Genomic DNA, 19,975 nt, shown 5'->3' with positions numbered 1-19,975 from the left:
ACAGGTGGTCAACAAGCGATTTTCCCAGTTACAATAGAAGATATATGAATGTTATCACCCGTCGGGCTTTTGGTCATTCACCAAATCACACTCCCGGCTTACTCTGCAACAGGAATTTTTATTATGGCAAAGCAGCCAGAAGAGTGGCACTACCTCAATCCTGAATTTGACAATACACCGTTAGAAGAGGAAGAAGAGGAAGAGATCATTTGGGTCAGCAAAAGTGAAATTAAACGTGATGCTGAAGCGTTAAAGAAATTAGGCACCGAACTTGTTGAGTTAAGTGCTCAAGAGCTTGAACGTGTTCCTCTTGATGAAAAACTACTCGCTTCAATTAAATTGGCGCAAAAGGTACAACGCGAAGCGCGTCGTCGCCAAATTCAATATATCGGTAAGTTACTCCGTAATGTTGATGAAGAGCCGATCCGCCAAGCACTAGATAAACTAAAAAATCGCCATAATCAGCAAATTTTAGTGTTACATAAACTAGAAGATCTGCGTACACGTCTGATTGACGGTGGTAATGAAGTGATTGAGGAAGTGGTAGCGCTTTATCCTATGGCCGATCGCCAGCAATTACGCACACTTATTCGTAATGCTAAAAAAGAGAAAGAAGCCAATAAACCGCCAAAATCATTCCGCTTATTGTTTCAATATCTAAAAGATCTCTCAGAGTCAGCTTAACGACTGATGCTCCTGAAAACGCAGTGCTAAATCATGATACCACTGCGGTTTTCAGGATACCTTGTAATACTTATGGGCTTTCAGCTAGCTCTACTTGGCTTTTTTATGTTCACAATGAAAGCGAAATAGCTCTTTACCCAGCGTCTCTTGCGCTTCTTGCATTATCTCAATAATGGGCTGGAAGGTGCGGGAATGATGCGGTGCATGTCTGAAAACAATATTAACAGGCAATTCAATTTCTCCTGTTAATACATCCCATAACGCATCAAGATTATTACCGAATGCTTCATCTAATTGAAATTGCTGAGCAAACTGATGATAAAAAGCATCTCGATCCGCCAATGTGCTGAAATCAAAAATAATCTGTTTCATTAAGGTGCAACTCTTTGCATGGTACGGTAATGATCGGTGGTTAAATAAATTAATCCGTCATTAGAATATAGCAGGCGATCGCTACCACGATGTCCACATTGATAATTGACATCTGCTTCAAACCATTGGCGCCCCGCTTCTTCAGGTAACTGTTTTTCACGGTTCATAAAGCGATCACCACCAATCGCCCGTCCTGGTAAAACTTCACATAAATTGCCCGCTTTCGCATTCCAACCTTTAGCTCGAGCCTCTTTTTTGCTGATATAAAAATCAGGTAAGCGAGCGTGTTGTTGCAAATAATCAGCCACTTTATTGGCTTGTGTCTTTTCATCAATTGCTAAAGGACGTTGAGACTCAGGCTGACTGATTGAACTCTTTGACGATGTAGATGTTGTCGATGTAGGAGGTGCTGTTGCTGGTATCTGCGTTTCAGGTACTAATCCTTTATAAAGAACAAAAAATAAAACAGCCACAACAATAAGAACAGGGAATAGACGTTTGCCCATAAATAGCTCCATTTACTCACTTAAATAGAAACTCCATCATAGCGATGGAGTTTTATTGGGGTAATTTGTATAAATAGATAACAATAACAACTGTTAAGCAGTACCACCAACGGTTAACTTATCCAATTTCAGTGTCGGTTGCCCAACCCCTACCGGCAAGCTTTGCCCCTCTTTGCCGCACACCCCGACACCTTTATCTAATGCGAGATCATTACCCACCATAGAAACTTGTTGCATCGCTTCAATACCTGAACCAATCAAGGTTGCGCCTTTAATTGGTTTAGTAATTTTACCCTTTTCAATTAAATAGGCTTCTGAAGTTGAGAAAACAAATTTACCCGAGGTAATATCAACTTGCCCACCGCCAAAGTTTGGCGCATAAATACCGCGATCGACACTGGCGATGATCTCTTCAGGAGAAGATTTACCCGCAAGCATATAGGTGTTGGTCATACGTGGCATTGGCAAATGAGCATAGGATTCACGACGCCCATTGCCCGTCGGTTTTACCCCCATTAAACGCGCATTCATCTTATCTTGCATATAGCCTTTTAAGATGCCATTTTCGATTAATACGTTGTATTGACCTGGTACGCCTTCATCATCAATCGCCACGGAGCCTCGTCGGCCTTCAATTGAACCATCATCCACGATAGTACATAACTCAGAAGTGACCTTATCGCCAATACGCCCAGAGAATACCGATGTTTGACGACGATTAAAATCACCTTCTAAACCATGTCCAACAGCTTCATGTAATAAAACACCGGGCCATCCGGCGCCTAAAACCACAGGCATTGTACCTGCCGGTGCAGCAATAGCCGATAAATTAACTAATGCCATGCGTACCGCTTCACGGGCATAAGTCGCTGCATGGGTTTCGCCATTTTCTTTAGTCAGAAAATAATCATAACCAAAACGACCACCGCCACCACTTGAACCACGTTCACGTTTACCGTCATCTTCGACCAGTACGCTTACTGAAAGACGTACAAGAGGACGCACATCCGCCGCTAAAGTACCATCCGTTGCAGCAACTAGCACATGCTCATACACTCCCGTTAATGAGGCATTGACTTGTTTAACACGTTTATCTTCAGCCCGTGCCACACGATCAACGTCATGTAATAGTGCTATTTTTTCTTCACGAGACAAACTTTGTAATGGATCATTTAGGTTGTATAACGGAGTATGTTGAATAGCACCCAGTGTATGGATCTGCCCATTGCCTTGTGCTTGCACAATACTACGCGCAGCATGAGCACTTTGGTTAAGTGCGTTGAGTGTTAATTGGTCTGCATAAGCAAAACCTGTTTTTTCACCATAAATCGCTCTAACGCCAACCCCTTGGTCAATATTGTAAGAGCCATCTTTAATTATCTGATCATCTAATATCCATGCTTCGTGGTAGCTTGATTGAAAATAAAGATCACCATAATCAATTTGACGCTGTGCAAGCTGCTCTAGTGTCGATGCTAAATCATCTAAACTCAGGTTGTTCGCTTCCAACAGACTTTCGCTGACAACAGCTAAACTCATAATTCTTTTTTATCCTTAACTTTTTTTATTAAGTGTGTCAGTTTCGGGCGAAAGCGATTATGTTTCACAACCCGTATCTGTTCACGCATACCTTCTAAACTATCGACTCGAATATTGAGCGTTAGGGCACTGACCGCATCAGGGTTCTTTTTCAATACTTTCCCCCAACCATCCACTGCCATTGTATGACCCCATGTGCGACGAGCATCATGGGTACCGACTTGAGCCGGTGCCAAAATAATACACTGATTTTCAATAGCCCGCGCGCGTAACAATGGCTCCCAGTGCGCTTTACCCGTTAAACGAGTAAAGGCTGCTGGTACAGAAATAATTTCAGCACCTTTTTCTCTTAATGCTTGGAAAAGACCGGGAAAACGTAAATCATAACAAATCGTTAAACCTAATTTACCCACAGGTGTATCCACTACAGTCAAGCGTTCACCACGTTGATAAATGGCTGATTCATTATATTCGCCTTGTTCATCATCAATATTCACATCAAACATATGAATTTTGTCATAACGAGCGCGGATCACCCCTTCATCATCAAAAACTAAACTACTACTGGTGATCTGCTCAGGAGAATCTCGGCTAATCAATGGCATTGAACCCACTAAGATCCACACCTTATAGCGCTGCGCCATATTAGCAATCGCATCTTGTAATGGCCCTTTCCCCTGAATTTCAGCATGTTTATGATAATCTTTTGCGCTGGAGAAAAGTAATGCATTTTCAGGCGTTAATACAAGCTTGACTGAATCGGGGAGTTGCTTAATCTGTTGCTCTATTTGCGCCAGATTATTTTTTATATTTTTTCCGCTACAAAGCTGCAAAAGTGCGACATTAACTTTTTTCATAACGCCTGATCCTCCTTAAGTTGACGCAGTACTTCGTCAATCTTGGGTTGTTCTACCGTTCCGGTAACATGATAACGTATAACTGAAATCTTACTCCAAAGTGGCCCCAGTACTTTTGAAGCTGCAAATACAGCAGCACCAGCGATGGGGTTAATAGCAAATGCGGTAGCAACGCCTACTGTAGCTGATATTTCAGGAGTTACCACTACTTGTAAATCCATTTTACGCGCCAACAGATCCACTTGACCTTTTATAGCAATATCGGCAATAACACCATCTACAGCAACGCTTTTCGCGTTTAAAACACCTTGTTTAACCGTCAAATCACCTTTAATGGAATCATACTCAAAATTATCACTAAAAGTATCTCTAAAGTCGAATTGCAACTTACGTAACAGGGCATCAAAACTGACTAGACGTAATAATTTTCCCGCTTGCCCAACATCCACCTTTTCAATACGCCCTTTTCCAAGAGAAGCATTCACTTCACCATTGAGTGTTTTTAGATCAAAATTCCAAGGGGTATTGTGCCACTGCAGTGAGAAATCTGCCGTAAGTGGTGACTGAACAATCGGAATGATATAACCAAAGTAAGCCGCCATTTCATCGACTTCCGGTGCCGTTAGTTTACCTGCCAACTTAGTGATACTGTTGCCTAAACTATCTTCTGACCACACACCACTCACAGATAGCTCGCCACTGCTATTTTTAAGCTTACCTGCAGTTAACAATAATGCTCCGTCACGAGGCTGTATTGCACCTTCAATATTCCCTAGTAATAATCCATTCACCCAACACTCTTGGCAGGCGAAATTGATAGCAGGAATATCTTTAAGTGAAAATTGAACTGCTTTTTTGGCGTCAGGCACATTTGCCATTTTTAAGGATTTATTTTCTTCCGTTGGGCTAGTGCCATTAAAATAGAGATAGGTAATATTCACCTGCCAAGGTTGTGCCGTATTGGGTACAAATAAGTCACCTCGTAAATCACTCCCTGAGAAGGATAATTTTACACCATCATCAGCACGCATAATTTCTGTTTGTGGCGCAATCCATTGCTGACCAGCAAAATTAAGTTCAGGCAGACTAATATGAATATTGGTAGGGAAACGTATCGCGTTTTCAGAAGGGGCTAATGATGAAAAAGCCATTAACGTAGGTAGCCATTTATCGCCTTGCAATCCCTGCAAAGCAATAGTCAATCGTGATTGATCATTTAATTGAGGTAGTGTGAGCGAAGAAGAGACTAAATTACCTTGTAATAGACGTAATGGTTCACCTAACGCCCATTCACTATTTAATGACCACTGATCTTGTGCATCAGCACTAACGCTAAGTTTTTCACTATTCCCTTTTGCTGAAATCACAATGGGGGAAGCGTTTTTAAAATCATCGGTACTTGGCGCAGCTAACTGACTTTGTAGCGCATTCACTTGTCCGGTCAGATCCACTTGATAATTGACATCCGCTGTTTCTGGAATATTAACACTTACCGCGCCATGCCAAGGTAAAAAACCGCTTAATTTATGTTGTATATCATTAGGTAATCCCTTAATTTTCGCGATATCCCATTGTCCTTTTAGATCAACACCAACTTGATAAGCATCCCGTTGATCACCACCAGCAAAAGAAAATGTCAGAGGTTGACCAAACCAATTCGCGGTTAAAGTATCGCTCTCTAATTTATCATTATGGTAACGAAATTGTCCCGTAACACCTTCTAGGGTGGTATCCATAAAGGCTAATGTGACATCATTATTGTTTAAGTTTACCTGACCAGAAGCGACCACCTGCTCACCATCAAAAGGAATATCAAGATGCAAACTCCCGTTAATTTTTCCAGCCACTTTTAGTATTTCAAGTGTATGGCCAATCGTTGCCATTTGCGAAGCTAGAAAATACTCTTTTAAATCATCGCCCGTGGCTTCAATATCTGCATCAATAACAATTTTTTCTTTGTTATAGTCCTCAATAATCGCCGTCAAATTTTTAGCGGTGGCTTTACCAACCTGAACATTATCAGAGGACATCCATAAGCCGTTATTCTTAAAATTAAGATTAACATTAAGATCAAACAGTGCCGGCCATTCACTATCATATTTGAAGGTCGCCTGTTTTACTGGTGCATAGACTTGAAACCAACCATTATGTTGTTCAAAAGGGAAATCCCGCGGATCACCATGAAAAATAAACGTACCGTTTTTAACGTTTCCGGCAATAATCGCATCAGAGAGATATTGTGTTAAATCTTTACCGACATATTTTTCAGGTAAATAGCGCCATGTCTCACCGGCATCGGTCACATTCACTCCCGAAAGAATAGACAGTTGTTGATGCTCTCCTTGTTTTTGATAACGAAAATCACCAGCAACCCAAGCGGAGGTGGCTTTTATATCAATCCCTTGACTCCATAACGACAGAGAATCTCCCTGATGCTGCCAGTAAACCGTACCAGTGCCTTTTTCTATATTAAGTGGCACTTTAAAAAGCCCAGCAGTATCAATTTCACTGTTATTAAGTGCAAAGTTAAGCGCGCCTTGCTGTAATGTGCCTTTTAAATGACCATTAAAATGTGCCACAGAAGGGATTTCTTGCCAGCGTTTCCAAGCAACATTTTGCCAACTGATATCAATGGCACTACGTTTAAAATCATCGGGAGTTAAATCAAGAGCAAATGAGTCGACCATGCCAGAAAATTTACGATACTGCCATTGGCGCACGACATCAGGCGTTAAAAAAGAGAACAAAGGCAATAACGCAGATAACCGTTCTAATTCAATATTTTTAGCACGGATACGCCAAGCTTCATCTTGTTGTTTTTCTTTAGGTTGATAAAGTACCGCTAAATAACCATCTGGCCATTCATCACCATCCATCGTTATTTTTCGGGTATAAGGGATATCAGCAAGCCAGCCATTTTCTTGGCGTCTCATACGTAGAATTAAATCTTCTACCTTTAATACATGTGTGCGCCCTTCATTACGCCAATCCATTTCACCTTGATGGATTTGTAACTGGCTACCCGTGATCCGCCCATTGCTGATCTCTATCCAATTAGATAGGCTGGCTTTCGCTTCACCAAGGCCACTGTTACTTTTAACCCATTGGCTTAACCAAGGGGAAATATCAACCTCATCAGCGGTGACAAACACCTGTCCTTTATCGAGTGCCCCCTGCTTTTTCGTATAGAGATCAAGACGTACTTTTAGTCCACCATAGTGATTTATTGGAGTATCTAAAGTAACTTCCCCTTGCGCACGATGGCGGTTTTTCTGATTAAGCCACATTAATTCGGGAATATGGAGCGTGCTAGTATCTCCAGAAGGTGATAAAAACACGAAACGGCTATCAACCAATTTAAAGCGGTCAAATTGTTGTAAGAAAATGGAAGAGATATCATCGGGTTCAGTGAAGGTAATATCACCATTTTGCCCAGTAAAAATAGGCTTTTTATAATTTACAGCTAACTGTTCAAAGGTTAATTCACGAAAATAGAGTTGAAAATGAAGCAGTGAACGCCAAACATCAAAAGAGAAAGTGATCTGTTCAGCACTCACTTCAACACTGTTATTATCAATATACAGCCCGGTAATTTGGATATCAGGGCCAAAGTTTTGCCATTCCCCTTTCACCTGTGTCATGGTGACTGGGCTATTGAACTGTTTAGATAAATAGGTTTCAATTTCAGGGCGATAATTATCTAAACGAGGCAGAAAATAACGAAATCCACTTAATACTACGGCGAAAATAATCAGGCAAAAAAGGGTTATCAACAATAAAGATTTAGACAGCCGCTTCATTTAGTCTCCTTTCTGCCATCATATTTATTAGCAAGGCGAATCCATTACATCATCACCACATCAAACTGCTCCTGACTATAGAGTAGCTCAGTTTGCACTTTGACTTGCTTCCCAACAAAAATTTCCACTTCGGCTAAAGCATGTGATTCATCACCTTTTAGTGCTTCCACAACAGCGGGGGCGGCATAAACCAAAAAGCGATCTGCGTCTATGGTTTTATGAACACGAACAATTTCTCGTAATATTTCATAACATACCGTTTCAACTGATTTTACTGTACCACGGCCTTGGCAAGTAGGACAGTCATCACAAAGTACATGCTCGAGACTTTCACGGGTTCGTTTACGTGTCATCTCAACCAAACCTAATTGTGAAAAACCATTGATGGTCGTTTTCACGCGATCTTTGCTCAATGCTTGTTCTAAGGAAGCTAATACTCTACGGCGATGATCTTCATTACTCATATCAATAAAATCAATAATGATAATGCCGCCTAAATTACGTAATCTCAGTTGTCGCGCTATCGCTTGACTCGCCTCAACATTGGTATTAAAAATCGTCTCTTCTAAATTACGATGACCAACAAAAGCGCCCGTATTGATATCAATCGTTGTCATTGCTTCGGTTTGGTCGATAATCAGATAGCCTCCTGATTTTAACTCGACCTTTCGCTCTAACGCGCGCTGAATTTCACTTTCAACCCCGTAAAGATCGAAAATAGGTTGATTACCTTGGTGTAATTCAAGTTTAGCGGTTAATTCAGGAATATATTCACCAATAAACTCCTGTAATTGATGATAAGTTAATTTAGAGTCAACCCGAATGCTATCTAATTCAGCCCCTGCAAAATCACGTAGAATACGTTGTGCTAAAGCGAGCTCACCATAAATTTGAATGCGCGTTTTATTTCTTTTTTTACGCTCAATGATTTTATTCCATAGGCGCTTTAAAAAAGCAGCATCTTGTTTTATTTCATGTTCGCCGACACCTTCAGCGGCGGTGCGAATAATAAACCCGCCATTTTCATCACAATACTCTTCTACCAAGTGTTTTAAGCGCTCACGTTCTTCTTCACTTTCAATACGTTGTGAAACACCCACATGAGAAGCCCCCGGCATAAACACCAAGTAACGTGATGGTAATGTGATATCTGTTGTAAGACGTGCCCCTTTTGTACCTAGAGGATCTTTCACCACTTGTACAATCAAGTCCTGACCTTGATGTACAAGTTGCGCAATATCACGAACATTAAATTTTTTCTGCTCTTCACCCGCGATACATTCCGTGTGAGGCATAATATCAGAAGCATGTAAAAAAGCGGCTTTCTCAAGCCCAATGTCAATAAATGCAGCTTGCATCCCAGGTAATACACGACTTACCCGACCTTTGTAGATGTTTCCGACAAGACCTCGTTTGGCTTCTCTTTCAACGTGGATCTCTTGTAGTATGCCCCCGCTGATATAGGCCACTCGGGTTTCAGAGGGAGTCACATTCACTAATAGCTCTGCTGTCATGAAATCTCCTTATCATTCGCTAGAGACAAAAATTGAGCTATCAATGCTTCGGTTTCAACAAGCGGTAAGCCGACAACAGCATGATAGCTACCCTCAATCCGTTGTACAAAACGGCCTCCTTTTCCCTGAATACCGTAAGCGCCAGCTTTATCCATTGGCTCTCCCGTTTCAATATACGCACTAATTTCACTTTCTGTCATCTTTCTAAAAGTCACATCCGTGACAACTAATTGGCTTATTGTTCGGGTTTTATCTGAAATAGCAATCGCCGTCATCACTTGGTGGGTTGCACCTGAAAGATTACTTAGCATTTGTGCTGCATGTGCTTTATCTCGAGGTTTTTCCAGAATACGACCTGCTTGAACTACGATAGTATCAGAGCCTAATACCGGATAGTCATTTGTCGCTTGACGTACCCCCTCTTGAGATTTCTCTCTCGCCAAACGGATAACATAATCTTCTGGTGCTTCACCTTGTTGCCAAATTTCATCAATTGCCGGTGTAATGGTGCTAAATTGAACATCCAACAGTGACAGAAGCTCTCGCCTTCTGGGGGAACTCGATGCAAGGTAAAGAGTGATCACAATAATATCCTCATGACGGTGACACAAAAATACCGTCATGATCCAGAGAGGTTAATGAACTGAAAACTGGTGACGGACTTTGCGAAGCAAAAAATAAAGCCATGGCCAAAGAATACCACTGACTGGACTATTCCAGAATACTTGTGGGTGAAAAGTCACGGGAGAAAGCAAAAATTCTGCCCAAAATACAGTAAGATCAACCACACCAATCGCTAACATTACCACTAATGCCTGTTGCCATAACGCTAAGTTACAAAATAATTGATATTTAAAGGCAATAACATAACTTACTAGGGTATAAGCCAACGCATTTACGCCTAATGTTGTCCCTTGCACTAAATCCATGCTCATCCCAAGAACAAATGCTGTTCCAACGCTAATACGATGAGGTAATGACGTTATCCAATAAATCAGAAACAACACCGGCCAAATAGGGCGATAAACTTCTAGTTGCTCAGGCCAAGGCATAATTTGTAACACCAAAGCTATTAGAAACGAGAGCCAAATAATCCAACGCCCACGGCTACGATAAGGATTGATTGTCACTATCTACCTCGATTCGTATTAGGTTGAGGTTTATTGTTTTCCGTTGGTGGTACTGGTGCTATATCACTTGGGGTGGCGCTATTTTCCGTTGGCTCTTGTGACATAGAACGAGGCAGTGGTGGCCCTGCTTGTTCATAGTTAGGCAGTACCTGTGGCATTAATTGCATCAAACGTTCATTGGCAGCACGGTAAACCTCTGAAGGTAACGGTGGCGCTTGTTTCTTCTCTGAGGCGTTCCATAATAGCAACAGATAACGTAAACGTTGTAATTCAGCAGAAGGTCGCACATTAATCACCGAATAAGCACGTTGATTATCGACTTTTACCGAAGAAACAACCCCAACAGGATAACCTTCAGGAAAGCGTCCCCCTAATCCTGAGGTGACTAACACATCCCCTACACGAATATCGATATTCGCAGGTAGTGCTTCTAACAGTAGATCATCCGCACACCCAGCCCCTGAGGCAATAACGCGAATATCATTACGTAATACTTGTACCGGTAATGCATGAGAGGTATCACAAATTAACAGTACTCGGCTGGTTAACTCACTTACGGCAATAACTTGTCCAACAACGCCTTTATCACTAATAACAGGCTGACCTTCATACACCCCATCATTAGTGCCTTTGTCTATCACCACTTGATCTCGATAAGGCGTACTATTACCAGACAACACTTGTGTTACCGTCATTTGCTCATTTTGACGTAAAGGTGAACCAAGTAATTCTCGTAAGCGGGCATTTTCTTGTTTAAATTGTTCCAGTAGCTGACTTTCACCACTGCGAACAAGAAGCTCTTTTCTTAGCGCTTGATTTTCAAATTGTAAACGTTCGCGAGTTGCAAAGGTTTCAGAGAGTTGATCAAGGAAACGACGAGGCCCATTTGCAAGAAAATAGAAAGGACTCACAGCAGTATCCAAATACTGACGGACTTTTGAAAAAGCACCTATGCGATTATCAGCAATTAACAACGATATCGCGATAATCACAGCGATTATTAATCTTAGTTGCAGGGAAGGCCCCCGACTAAAAATAGGCTTCATAAACTCTAAGATCACTCACACGGAGAAGTAAAAGAACAGGTGTTAATATTGTTATATTGTGATTAAGGGGGAATCCTTTCTCCCTTACTCGCACAATAATATTAATCTTCGCTAAATAGATCGCCACCGTGCATATCGATCATTTCTAATGCTTTACCACCACCACGAGCCACACAGGTAAGCGGATCTTCAGCCACAATAACAGGAATACCTGTTTCTTCCATTAATAAACGGTCTAGGTTACGTAACAGTGCCCCACCACCCGTTAAGACCATACCTCGTTCTGAAATATCAGAAGCAAGCTCTGGCGGACACTGTTCTAAGGCAACCATCACAGCACTTACAATTCCTGTTAATGGCTCTTGTAAGGCTTCGAGGATCTCATTGGAATTTAAAGTAAAGCTACGTGGTACCCCTTCCGCTAAATTACGTCCACGTACTTCAATCTCATTTAATTCATCTGAAGGATAAGCCGAGCCAATATCATGCTTAATACGCTCAGCGGTTGCTTCACCGATCAACGAACCGTAGTTACGACGTACATAGTTAATGATAGCTTCATCAAAACGGTCTCCCCCAATACGTACAGAAGAGGAATAAACCACACCATTTAATGAAATAACCGCAACTTCTGTAGTCCCACCACCAATATCAACGACCATTGAACCCGTCGCTTCAGATACTGGTAAACCTGCACCAATTGCAGCAGACATAGGTTCTTCAATTAAAAAGACCTCACGAGCACCCGCACTAAGTGCCGACTCGCGGATAGCCCTACGCTCAACTTGTGTCGCACCAACAGGTACACACACTAATACACGAGGGCTTGGACGCATAAAGCTGTTGTTATGAACCTGTTTTATGAAGTGTTGAAGCATTTTTTCGGTTACATAAAAATCAGCGATAACACCGTCTTTCATTGGACGAATAGCTGCGATATTTCCAGGTGTACGCCCTAGCATCTGTTTGGCTTCATGCCCGACGGCTGCAACACTTTTTGATGTACCTGCGCGATCTTGGCGGATCGCAACTACAGAAGGTTCATCGAGAACAATACCTTGTCCTTTGACATAAATCAGGGTATTGGCGGTACCCAAGTCAATAGACAGATCGTTGGAAAACATGCCACGAAATTTTTTAAACATACGAAAGGATAATCCTGCAAGCCGGGACGGAAAAATCCGTCTACTCTACCAACCACAATAAGCAGCGACAAGGCGCGATCCGCTACTTAGTTAAAAGTGGACACGTGAATAATCATAAAGGCACAATATTCTACGTTACTTTTCCCAATTGGAGCAGAAAAAAACTGCATAAAAATGGGCTAATTAAAACGATTAACGCATAAATTCGATCCTACGTAAGATTTATTTGACTTAATCACAATACAAATCACATAGATATCGACAAAGAAAAATCTTACTTGGTTGCCACACTGTGACACAAAAGTAAGGGTTCAAGTTCAAATAAAATTTATTCATTTAATTATTCACATCAGCAATATCTATTTTCGATAGCATTTACCCCATCATTTGATGAAGATAGCGATCATCATACTCATCTTGATGGTGGCCAAAACAACCTATTAGCTTAATTTCAATAAACGAAGATAAATGTTATTTTTGGCCCAATCGTAAAATATTTTAAGTATCAACTCACAACAAAAATGTAAAACTCAGAATAATCTCTGCTTAAATGAACATAGAACCCATCGTTTATACACTAAAAAGCGTTAATTTGTCTCATTATTACACGAGATATTGTGCACAATCACAACGCTTGCTAAAAAATCACCTATCATGACAGAAACGGATAGCAATAAGAGGTCATCATGAAAGCATTATTAGTCGAACAACACAGCGATAAACTTAGCGCCGGCGTCCAACATATCGATGAATCACAACTTCCTATTCATGAGGTCATTGTTGATGTCCACTACTCGACACTAAACTACAAAGATGGCTTAGCCATAACAGGTAAAGGAAAAATTCTACGCCAATTTCCGATGGTCCCCGGTATCGATTTTTCAGGGGTGGTTCACCATACAGAAGATCCCCGTTTTCATATTGGACAACATGTGTTACTAACCGGTTGGGGTGTAGGTGAAAACCACTGGGGCGGTTTAGCACAAAAAGCGGGCGTTAAAGGTGATTGGTTAACGGCGCTGCCTGAAGGACTGTCGTTAAAAAATGCCATGATCATTGGTACAGCTGGTTTTACTGCCATGCTTTGTGTGATGGCGTTAGAACAAGGTGGCATAACACCCGATAGTGGTGAGATTTTGGTTACAGGTGCCAGCGGTGGTGTCGGTAGCACCGCAATTAGTTTATTAACCGCACTTGGCTATCAGGTTACCGCTCTCAGTGGCAGAGCCAGCAATCACGATTATTTACGTAAACTAGGTGCCGAGCATATTATCACCCGTGAAGCATTTGAGGCTGCGGGTAAAGCGTTAGATAAACAGCGTTGGGCAGGCGCTATTGATACCGTAGGTGGACAAATCCTTGCCAATATCTTGTCACAAACACATTACAATGGCACCGTTGCCGCCTGTGGATTAGCAGGAGGATATACGTTACCTACTACAGTCATGCCATTTATTTTACGCAATGTTCGTCTGCAAGGTATCGATTCCGTCTATTATCCAGCAGAAAAACGCGCTCAAGTATGGCAACGTTTACTACAGCTATTGCCTGATACATTTTATCAGCAAACAGTAACCGAAATTACACTCGATGAGGTGCCACGCTATGCTCAGATGATAATGGATAATCAAGTAACAGGTAGAACCTTAGTTAAGTTGTAATTATTTATCATAATTTTGAGCTAATTTCTGGCATTAAACAGATTAATTTAATGCCAGATTATTGCGTTTTTAATATTAAGTCTGGTTAGTAATGTGATCTAGATCACATTTATAACATATATTATCGATCTAGCTCAAAGAAGCGTAGATTTCCTGTCACATCAATAAATAACGTCATGTTATGATTATTTTTTAAACTTCTGTTTATTTTACTTTCTTGGTTTTACAATCTTGTAAAAACTTTTAACTTTTCATCAAAATAATCCCATCTTTCCCTGATTAGACCAGTATTTTGCTGTTATCTTCTGTGAAATGTCTATAATGTCGGACTTTGTGATTTGTATCGTAACATTCGATACAATAAAAGATGACAAAACGAAAAGCACAGGTTATTTTGTCATTTCGTTGACGAATTGACGGAGATAGAAGCATAATGTCGGAAAATTTTCATATTTTGCTCCTGAATGGTCCGAACTTAAACCTGCTTGGCACTAGAGAGCCGGAAACTTACGGACACCTAACTCTGAATGATATTGTTCAAAGTTTGTCAGCGGATGCTCAAGCATTAAATGTGAAACTGACTCATTTTCAATCAAATGCTGAACATGAGCTAATAAATAAAATTCATGCGGCGCGGGGAAATGTTGATTATATTCTTATCAACCCTGCAGCATTTACGCACACCAGTGTTGCACTGCGTGATGCATTATTAGGGGTGAATATTCCATTTATTGAAATTCACCTATCCAATGTCTACAGTCGGGAACCTTTCCGTCACCACTCTTATCTTTCTGATATCGCAACTGGCGTAATCTGTGGATTAGGTGCTGAAGGGTATCGATTTGCTTTACAGGCAGCGGTCAACCGCTTGTCTTAATAAAAAACATCAAAAGAGTACGGAATCAACTCATGGATATTCGTAAAATTAAAAAACTGATCGAGCTAGTCGAAGAGTCTGGCATTTCTGAACTGGAAATTTCTGAAGGTGAAGAGTCAGTACGCATCAGTCGCAACTCTGGCGTTCAGGGTCAAATGGCTCCTCAGCAATATTTTGCGGCACCAGCAGCACCTCAACCTGCATTAGCAGCTGCTGTTGCACCTGTAGCACCAGAAACACCAGCGGCTACAGCAACGCAAGAAATTAGCGGCCATGTTGTTCGCTCACCAATGGTAGGTACCTTCTATCGTTCACCAAGCCCAGAAGCAAAAGTCTTTGTTGAAGTGGGTCAGCAAGTCAATGTTGGCGATACACTGTGTATCGTTGAAGCAATGAAAATGATGAACCAAATCGAATCTGATAAAGCGGGCGTTGTTAAATCTATCCTTTGCCAAGATGGCGATACTATTGAGTTTGACGATCCACTCTTTGTCATCGAATAACGAGGCAGGCCCATGCTAGAAAAAATCCTCATTGCCAACCGTGGTGAAATTGCACTGCGTATCCTAAGAGCTTGTAAGGAACTTGGGATCAAAGCAGTCGCCGTTCACTCCACGGCAGACCGTGATTTAAAACACGTTCTGCTGGCAGACGAGACTATCTGTATTGGTCCCGCTGCTTCAGCAAAAAGTTACTTAAATATTCCGGCAATTATTGCCGCGGCAGAGATAAGTGGCGCGCAAGCCATTCACCCAGGATATGGCTTCCTGTCTGAAAATGCCGATTTTGCCGAACAAGTTGAACGCTCAGGCTTTATTTTTATTGGCCCTAAAGCGGAAACCATTCGCCTAATGGGTGATAAAGTTTCCGCTATTGAAGCGATGAAAAAAGCCGGTGTTCCTTGTGTACCAGGCTCAGATGGCCCATTAGGTAACGATACAGCCAAAAATATCGAAATCGCCAAACGCATTGGTTACCCTGTTATCATCAAAGCATCAGGTGGTGGCGGTGGTCGCGGTATGCGTGTTGTTCGCTCAGAAAAAGACTTAGCGCAAGCAATCTCCATGACCCGTGCGGAAGCCAAAGCGGCATTTAGCAACGATATGGTCTATATGGAAAAATACCTTGAAAATCCACGCCACGTCGAAATTCAGGTGATGGCCGATGGACAAGGTAATGCTATCTATTTAGCTGAACGTGACTGCTCAATGCAACGTCGCCACCAAAAAGTGGTTGAAGAAGCACCAGCACCGGGTATTACCCCTGAGATCCGTAAAAATATCGGTGAACGCTGTGCAAATGCCTGTATTGAAATTGGCTACCGCGGTGCGGGTACGTTTGAATTCCTCTATGAAAATGGCGAATTCTACTTTATCGAAATGAATACCCGTATTCAGGTTGAGCACCCTGTTACTGAGATGATCACCGGTGTTGACCTTATCAAAGAGCAACTGCGTATTGCATCAGGCTTACCATTATCGGTCACGCAAGATCAAATTCACGTTCATGGACATGCTATTGAGTGCCGTATCAACGCAGAAGATCCAAAAACCTTCTTGCCAAGCCCGGGAACCATCACTCGTTTCCACTCACCAGGCGGATTTGGTGTACGTTGGGAATCACATATTTACGCAGGTTACACCGTTCCACCACACTATGATTCAATGATTGGTAAATTGATCACTTACGGTGAAACACGTGAAATTGCGATTTCTCGTATGAAAAATGCGTTGGCAGAACTTATTATTGACGGCATTAAAACCAATATTGAGCTACACCAATTCATTATGAATGATGAGCAATTCCAAAAAGGTGGTACTAATATTCACTACCTAGAAAAACGCCTAGGTTTAACTGAAAATTAATCTTTTTAGCTTATCAGTAAAAGGCATAGTTTATCGACTATGCCTTTTTTATTCGACTAAATAGTCTATTAAATAACCCAAATAAGTTCCTGCAGCACACTTAACCGCCAATCAATTCCTCATCATTTGATGCCACCAATAAGTTTATGATCAATTTTCACTGAATCACCTCTCACTTTCCCGTACAATCCTTCCCATTCGTTTTAATCCTATAAAGATTGGGAGAACAGATGGACAAGCGTTTTGTTCAGGCCCACAAAGAAGCCCTCTTGGCCTTAGTGCTTACTTTTATCTACTTATTGGGTTGGTTACTTACTGCCTATTTACCCGATAATAGTGTGGGACTAACTGGCCTACCGGTTTGGTTTGAGCTTTCATGCCTATTTTTGCCTGTGCTATTTTTTTTACTGTGTTATCTGATGGTACGCTATTTTTTCAAAGATATGCCGTTAGGAGATGAGCATGACAATGCAAACTGAGGTTATCGTGCCACTGGTTGGCTATCTCTTATTGGTCTTCCTATTATCCGCATACGCATATCGTAAACGTGAAAAAGGGCAATTTCTTAACGAGTATTTTCTTGGTAACCGCTCTATGGGTGGATTTGTCCTTGCAATGACCATCACGGCAACCTATGTCAGTGCTAGCTCTTTTATTGGGGGACCAGGCGCGGCTTACAAATACGGCATTGGTTGGGTACTTCTTTCGATGATCCAGCTCCCCGCGATTTGGCTCTCCCTCGGGGTACTAGGTAAAAAATTTGCTATTTTGGCGCGTCGTTATAACGCCGTCACCCTAAATGATATGCTCTATGCTCGCTACCAAAGTCGCTTTTTAGTCTGGTTTGCCAGCTTAAGTCTACTGGTAGCTTTTGTCGGTGCCATGACCGTACAATTTATTGGTGGTGCTCGCTTATTAGAAACCGCGGCGGGTATTCCCTATGAATTTGGTTTGCTGATATTTGGTATCTCAATCGCATTATATACAGCGATAGGTGGATTTAGAGCTAGTGTATTAAATGATGCCTTACAAGGCCTTGTGATGTTATTGGGCACCTTTATTTTGCTTTTTGCCATTATCTACAAGGCGGGTGGCTTAGATATTGCAATACAAAAACTAAATGCTATCGATCCTGCCCTTACCTCTCCTCATGGTGCTGACGGCATTTTAACTGGCCCCTTTATGGCGTCATTTTGGGTATTGGTCTGTTTTGGGGTTATCGGCCTTCCCCATACTGCAGTGCGCTGTATCTCTTATAAAGACAGCAAAGCCATGCACAGAGGGATCATCATCGGCACCATCGTGATGGCGTTATTAATGTTTGGTATGCACTTTGCGGGCGCATTAGGTCGGGCAATCATTCCTGATCTCACCGTGCCAGATCAAGTTATTCCAACCTTAATGGTTGATGTATTACCGCCTTTTGCTGCCGGTATATTTTTAGCGGCACCGATGGCAGCCATCATGTCAACGATTAACGCACAACTGCTACAATCATCAGCGACATTGGTCAAAGATCTCTATCTCAATCTCGCGCCTCATGCCATAAACAATGAAAAACGCATTGCGCGTTTATCTAGCCTATCTACTTTGATTTTAGGGATCTTATTGCTATTTGCTGCATGGAACCCGCCATCAATGATAATTTGGCTCAATTTACTTGCCTTTGGTGGACTACAAGCGGTTTTCTTATGGCCTCTAGTACTTGGCCTTTACTGGAACAAAGCAAACCGTTATGGCGCGATTGCGGGCATGATAACCGGTGCCACACTCTATGCTACACTGGCAACATTTAATATCCAGATTGCTGGATTTCATCCTATTATTCCTGCGCTGTTATTGAGCTTAGTGGCCTTTCTTGTCGCAAATAAGTTTGGAGAACAAACCTTGCCTCAATCTGCTCCATTACAGTGAACTTGTTTTTAAAAGAGATTAATTATGCCTTGGATACAATTAAGACTAAATGCCACCTCAGAAAACGCCGAAGCCATTGGTGATGAGTTGGTTGAAAGTGGCGCGGTATCAGTAACCTTTCAAGATAGCCACGATACCCCTATTTTTGAGCCATTACCGGGAGAAACTCGCCTCTGGGGTGATACCGATGTTATTGGCTTATATGATGCAGAAACCGATATGAGTATCATCGTGGCTATGTTAGAAAACACGGCGGTGCTGGGTAAAGGATTTGTACATAAAATCGAACAGTTAGAAGATAAAGATTGGGAGCGCGAATGGATGGATAACTTCCACCCTATTCGCTTTGGCGAACGTTTATGGATTTGCCCAAGCTGGCGTGAAGTTCCTGATCCTAACGCGGTAAATGTCATGCTCGATCCAGGTCTGGCATTTGGTACTGGTACTCACCCAACCACCTCTTTATGTCTACAATGGCTCGATGGTTTAGATCTCGCAGGTAAAACCGTTATCGACTTTGGTTGTGGCTCTGGTATTTTAGCCATTGCAGCATTAAAACTGGGGGCTGCGAAAGCGATAGGTATCGATATCGACCCACAAGCTATCCAAGCAAGTCGCGACAATGCACAACGTAACGGTGTCGCTAATGCACTGACGCTATACCTTGCTAAAGACCAACCAGACAATCTCAGTGCCGATGTAGTGGTAGCAAATATCTTAGCTGGTCCATTACGTGAATTAGCTCCTATTATCAGCACACTGCCACGTCAAGGGGGTCATTTAGGTCTTTCCGGTGTTCTTGCCACACAAGCTGACAGTGTTGCACAAGCTTATCAAGAACAATTTACTTTAGATCCTGTGGCTGAAAAAGAAGAATGGTGTCGTATTACCGGAGTGAAAAAATAACACAGGTTAAATATTAAACAATTTGCGATAATATTAAACAGTTAAAGTTTCACTTAATGATTATTTATCAGGCATTAATCACAATTTTGCCTGATAAATATCACCTTGTTGCTTGAGTTTGTTACTTCTCTATATTTAAATTTAAAATTTTAGAAAAAC

At 41.7% G+C, this 19,975-nt stretch carries 18 protein-coding genes; 8 read left to right on the top strand and 10 right to left on the bottom strand.

Annotated elements, in window-relative coordinates; all coding sequences use genetic code 11:
* The first annotated feature begins 123 nt into the window (after window positions 1-123).
* Entirely contained in the window at window positions 124-684 is a 561-nt protein-coding gene (gene yjgA, locus GWI58_RS06470) for a ribosome biogenesis factor YjgA (protein ID WP_004248913.1), read from the top strand.
* A gap of 90 nt (window positions 685-774) precedes the next feature.
* Here the strand turns inward: yjgA and GWI58_RS06465 are convergent, their stop codons facing one another.
* The 10 genes from GWI58_RS06465 to mreB all read right to left on the bottom strand — a co-directional run bounded on the left by GWI58_RS06465 (window position 775) and on the right by mreB (window position 12,593).
* The gene (locus GWI58_RS06465) at window positions 775-1,056 is read right to left on the bottom strand and encodes a barstar family protein (RefSeq protein WP_004245317.1); all 282 of its coding nucleotides are present in this window, start codon (window positions 1,054-1,056) and stop codon (window positions 775-777) included.
* Entirely contained in the window at window positions 1,056-1,562 is a 507-nt protein-coding gene (locus GWI58_RS06460) for a ribonuclease (protein ID WP_036932390.1), read from the bottom strand. The genes GWI58_RS06465 and GWI58_RS06460 overlap by 1 nt, the downstream gene beginning before the upstream one ends.
* A 93-nt stretch (window positions 1,563-1,655) precedes the next feature.
* The gene (tldD, locus tag GWI58_RS06455; RefSeq protein WP_004245322.1) at window positions 1,656-3,101 is read right to left on the bottom strand and encodes a metalloprotease TldD; all 1,446 of its coding nucleotides are present in this window, start codon (window positions 3,099-3,101) and stop codon (window positions 1,656-1,658) included.
* Window positions 3,098-3,958: a deaminated glutathione amidase gene (gene nit1 / locus GWI58_RS06450; protein ID WP_004245324.1), complete on the bottom strand. Its 861-nt coding sequence runs from the start codon at window positions 3,956-3,958 to the stop codon at window positions 3,098-3,100. Before nit1 ends, tldD begins: the two co-directional genes overlap by 4 nt.
* On the bottom strand, window positions 3,955-7,758 hold the full coding sequence (gene yhdP / locus GWI58_RS06445; RefSeq protein WP_094959449.1) for an AsmA2 domain-containing protein YhdP: 3,804 nt from the start codon (window positions 7,756-7,758) through the stop codon (window positions 3,955-3,957). The genes nit1 and yhdP overlap by 4 nt, the downstream gene beginning before the upstream one ends.
* 44 nt (window positions 7,759-7,802) lie before the next feature.
* Entirely contained in the window at window positions 7,803-9,272 is a 1,470-nt protein-coding gene (gene rng / locus GWI58_RS06440; RefSeq protein WP_046335258.1) for a ribonuclease G, read from the bottom strand.
* Window positions 9,269-9,856 (bottom strand): Maf family protein, encoded by a 588-nt coding sequence (locus GWI58_RS06435; RefSeq protein WP_004248907.1) that lies wholly within the window; start codon window positions 9,854-9,856, stop codon window positions 9,269-9,271. The genes rng and GWI58_RS06435 overlap by 4 nt, the downstream gene beginning before the upstream one ends.
* A gap of 51 nt (window positions 9,857-9,907) precedes the next feature.
* Window positions 9,908-10,396, bottom strand: a complete 489-nt coding sequence (mreD, locus tag GWI58_RS06430) for a rod shape-determining protein MreD (protein WP_026164602.1) — start codon at window positions 10,394-10,396, stop codon at window positions 9,908-9,910.
* 5 nt (window positions 10,397-10,401) lie between these two features.
* Window positions 10,402-11,448, bottom strand: a complete 1,047-nt coding sequence (gene mreC / locus GWI58_RS06425) for a rod shape-determining protein MreC (RefSeq protein ID WP_004245329.1) — start codon at window positions 11,446-11,448, stop codon at window positions 10,402-10,404.
* Window positions 11,449-11,549: 101 nt separating this feature from the next.
* Complete coding sequence (gene mreB / locus GWI58_RS06420; RefSeq protein ID WP_004245330.1) at window positions 11,550-12,593, bottom strand: rod shape-determining protein MreB; 1,044 nt, start codon at window positions 12,591-12,593, stop codon at window positions 11,550-11,552.
* 686 nt (window positions 12,594-13,279) lie between these two features.
* Here mreB and acuI point away from each other — a divergent pair.
* The 7 genes from acuI to prmA all read left to right on the top strand — a co-directional run bounded on the left by acuI (window position 13,280) and on the right by prmA (window position 19,816).
* Entirely contained in the window at window positions 13,280-14,254 is a 975-nt protein-coding gene (gene acuI, locus GWI58_RS06415; RefSeq protein ID WP_012368829.1) for an acrylyl-CoA reductase (NADPH), read from the top strand.
* A 433-nt stretch (window positions 14,255-14,687) separates the two neighbouring features.
* Entirely contained in the window at window positions 14,688-15,131 is a 444-nt protein-coding gene (gene aroQ, locus GWI58_RS06410; protein WP_004245332.1) for a type II 3-dehydroquinate dehydratase, read from the top strand.
* Between the two features lie 32 nt (window positions 15,132-15,163).
* The gene (accB, locus tag GWI58_RS06405) at window positions 15,164-15,634 is read left to right on the top strand and encodes an acetyl-CoA carboxylase biotin carboxyl carrier protein (RefSeq protein ID WP_004245333.1); all 471 of its coding nucleotides are present in this window, start codon (window positions 15,164-15,166) and stop codon (window positions 15,632-15,634) included.
* 12 nt (window positions 15,635-15,646) lie between these two features.
* Window positions 15,647-16,996 carry an acetyl-CoA carboxylase biotin carboxylase subunit gene (accC, locus tag GWI58_RS06400; protein ID WP_004245336.1) on the top strand — a complete coding sequence of 450 codons (1,350 nt, stop codon included), beginning with the start codon at window positions 15,647-15,649 and terminating at the stop codon, window positions 16,994-16,996.
* 230 nt (window positions 16,997-17,226) lie between these two features.
* The gene (locus GWI58_RS06395) at window positions 17,227-17,475 is read left to right on the top strand and encodes a YhdT family protein (RefSeq protein ID WP_004252713.1); all 249 of its coding nucleotides are present in this window, start codon (window positions 17,227-17,229) and stop codon (window positions 17,473-17,475) included.
* On the top strand, window positions 17,465-18,910 hold the full coding sequence (panF, locus tag GWI58_RS06390) for a sodium/pantothenate symporter (protein WP_036920156.1): 1,446 nt from the start codon (window positions 17,465-17,467) through the stop codon (window positions 18,908-18,910). The genes GWI58_RS06395 and panF overlap by 11 nt, the downstream gene beginning before the upstream one ends.
* A 24-nt stretch (window positions 18,911-18,934) precedes the next feature.
* Entirely contained in the window at window positions 18,935-19,816 is an 882-nt protein-coding gene (gene prmA, locus GWI58_RS06385; protein WP_161769019.1) for a 50S ribosomal protein L11 methyltransferase, read from the top strand.
* Window positions 19,817-19,975 lie beyond the last annotated feature (159 nt).

The organism is Proteus sp. G2674 (assembly GCF_009915195.1).
Classification (GTDB): Bacteria; Pseudomonadota; Gammaproteobacteria; order Enterobacterales; family Enterobacteriaceae; genus Proteus; species Proteus mirabilis.
The sequence above is the reverse complement of the archived record's forward strand: the minus strand, read 5'-3'. Positions and strand labels throughout refer to the sequence as shown.

Excerpts from the sequence above, each read along its gene's own strand:
- yjgA (WP_004248913.1), top strand. The coding sequence starts at position 124 with ATGGCAAAGCAGCCAGAAGAGTGGCACTACCTCAATCCTGAATTTGAC.
- GWI58_RS06465 (WP_004245317.1), bottom strand. The coding sequence starts at position 1,056 with ATGAAACAGATTATTTTTGATTTCAGCACATTGGCGGATCGAGATGCT.
- GWI58_RS06460 (WP_036932390.1), bottom strand. The coding sequence starts at position 1,562 with ATGGGCAAACGTCTATTCCCTGTTCTTATTGTTGTGGCTGTTTTATTT.
- tldD (WP_004245322.1), bottom strand. The coding sequence starts at position 3,101 with ATGAGTTTAGCTGTTGTCAGCGAAAGTCTGTTGGAAGCGAACAACCTG.
- nit1 (WP_004245324.1), bottom strand. The coding sequence starts at position 3,958 with ATGAAAAAAGTTAATGTCGCACTTTTGCAGCTTTGTAGCGGAAAAAAT.
- yhdP (WP_094959449.1), bottom strand. The coding sequence starts at position 7,758 with ATGAAGCGGCTGTCTAAATCTTTATTGTTGATAACCCTTTTTTGCCTG.
- rng (WP_046335258.1), bottom strand. The coding sequence starts at position 9,272 with ATGACAGCAGAGCTATTAGTGAATGTGACTCCCTCTGAAACCCGAGTG.
- mreC (WP_004245329.1), bottom strand. The coding sequence starts at position 11,448 with ATGAAGCCTATTTTTAGTCGGGGGCCTTCCCTGCAACTAAGATTAATA.
- mreB (WP_004245330.1), bottom strand. The coding sequence starts at position 12,593 with ATGTTTAAAAAATTTCGTGGCATGTTTTCCAACGATCTGTCTATTGAC.
- acuI (WP_012368829.1), top strand. The coding sequence starts at position 13,280 with ATGAAAGCATTATTAGTCGAACAACACAGCGATAAACTTAGCGCCGGC.
- aroQ (WP_004245332.1), top strand. The coding sequence starts at position 14,688 with ATGTCGGAAAATTTTCATATTTTGCTCCTGAATGGTCCGAACTTAAAC.
- accB (WP_004245333.1), top strand. The coding sequence starts at position 15,164 with ATGGATATTCGTAAAATTAAAAAACTGATCGAGCTAGTCGAAGAGTCT.
- accC (WP_004245336.1), top strand. The coding sequence starts at position 15,647 with ATGCTAGAAAAAATCCTCATTGCCAACCGTGGTGAAATTGCACTGCGT.
- GWI58_RS06395 (WP_004252713.1), top strand. The coding sequence starts at position 17,227 with ATGGACAAGCGTTTTGTTCAGGCCCACAAAGAAGCCCTCTTGGCCTTA.
- panF (WP_036920156.1), top strand. The coding sequence starts at position 17,465 with ATGCAAACTGAGGTTATCGTGCCACTGGTTGGCTATCTCTTATTGGTC.
- prmA (WP_161769019.1), top strand. The coding sequence starts at position 18,935 with ATGCCTTGGATACAATTAAGACTAAATGCCACCTCAGAAAACGCCGAA.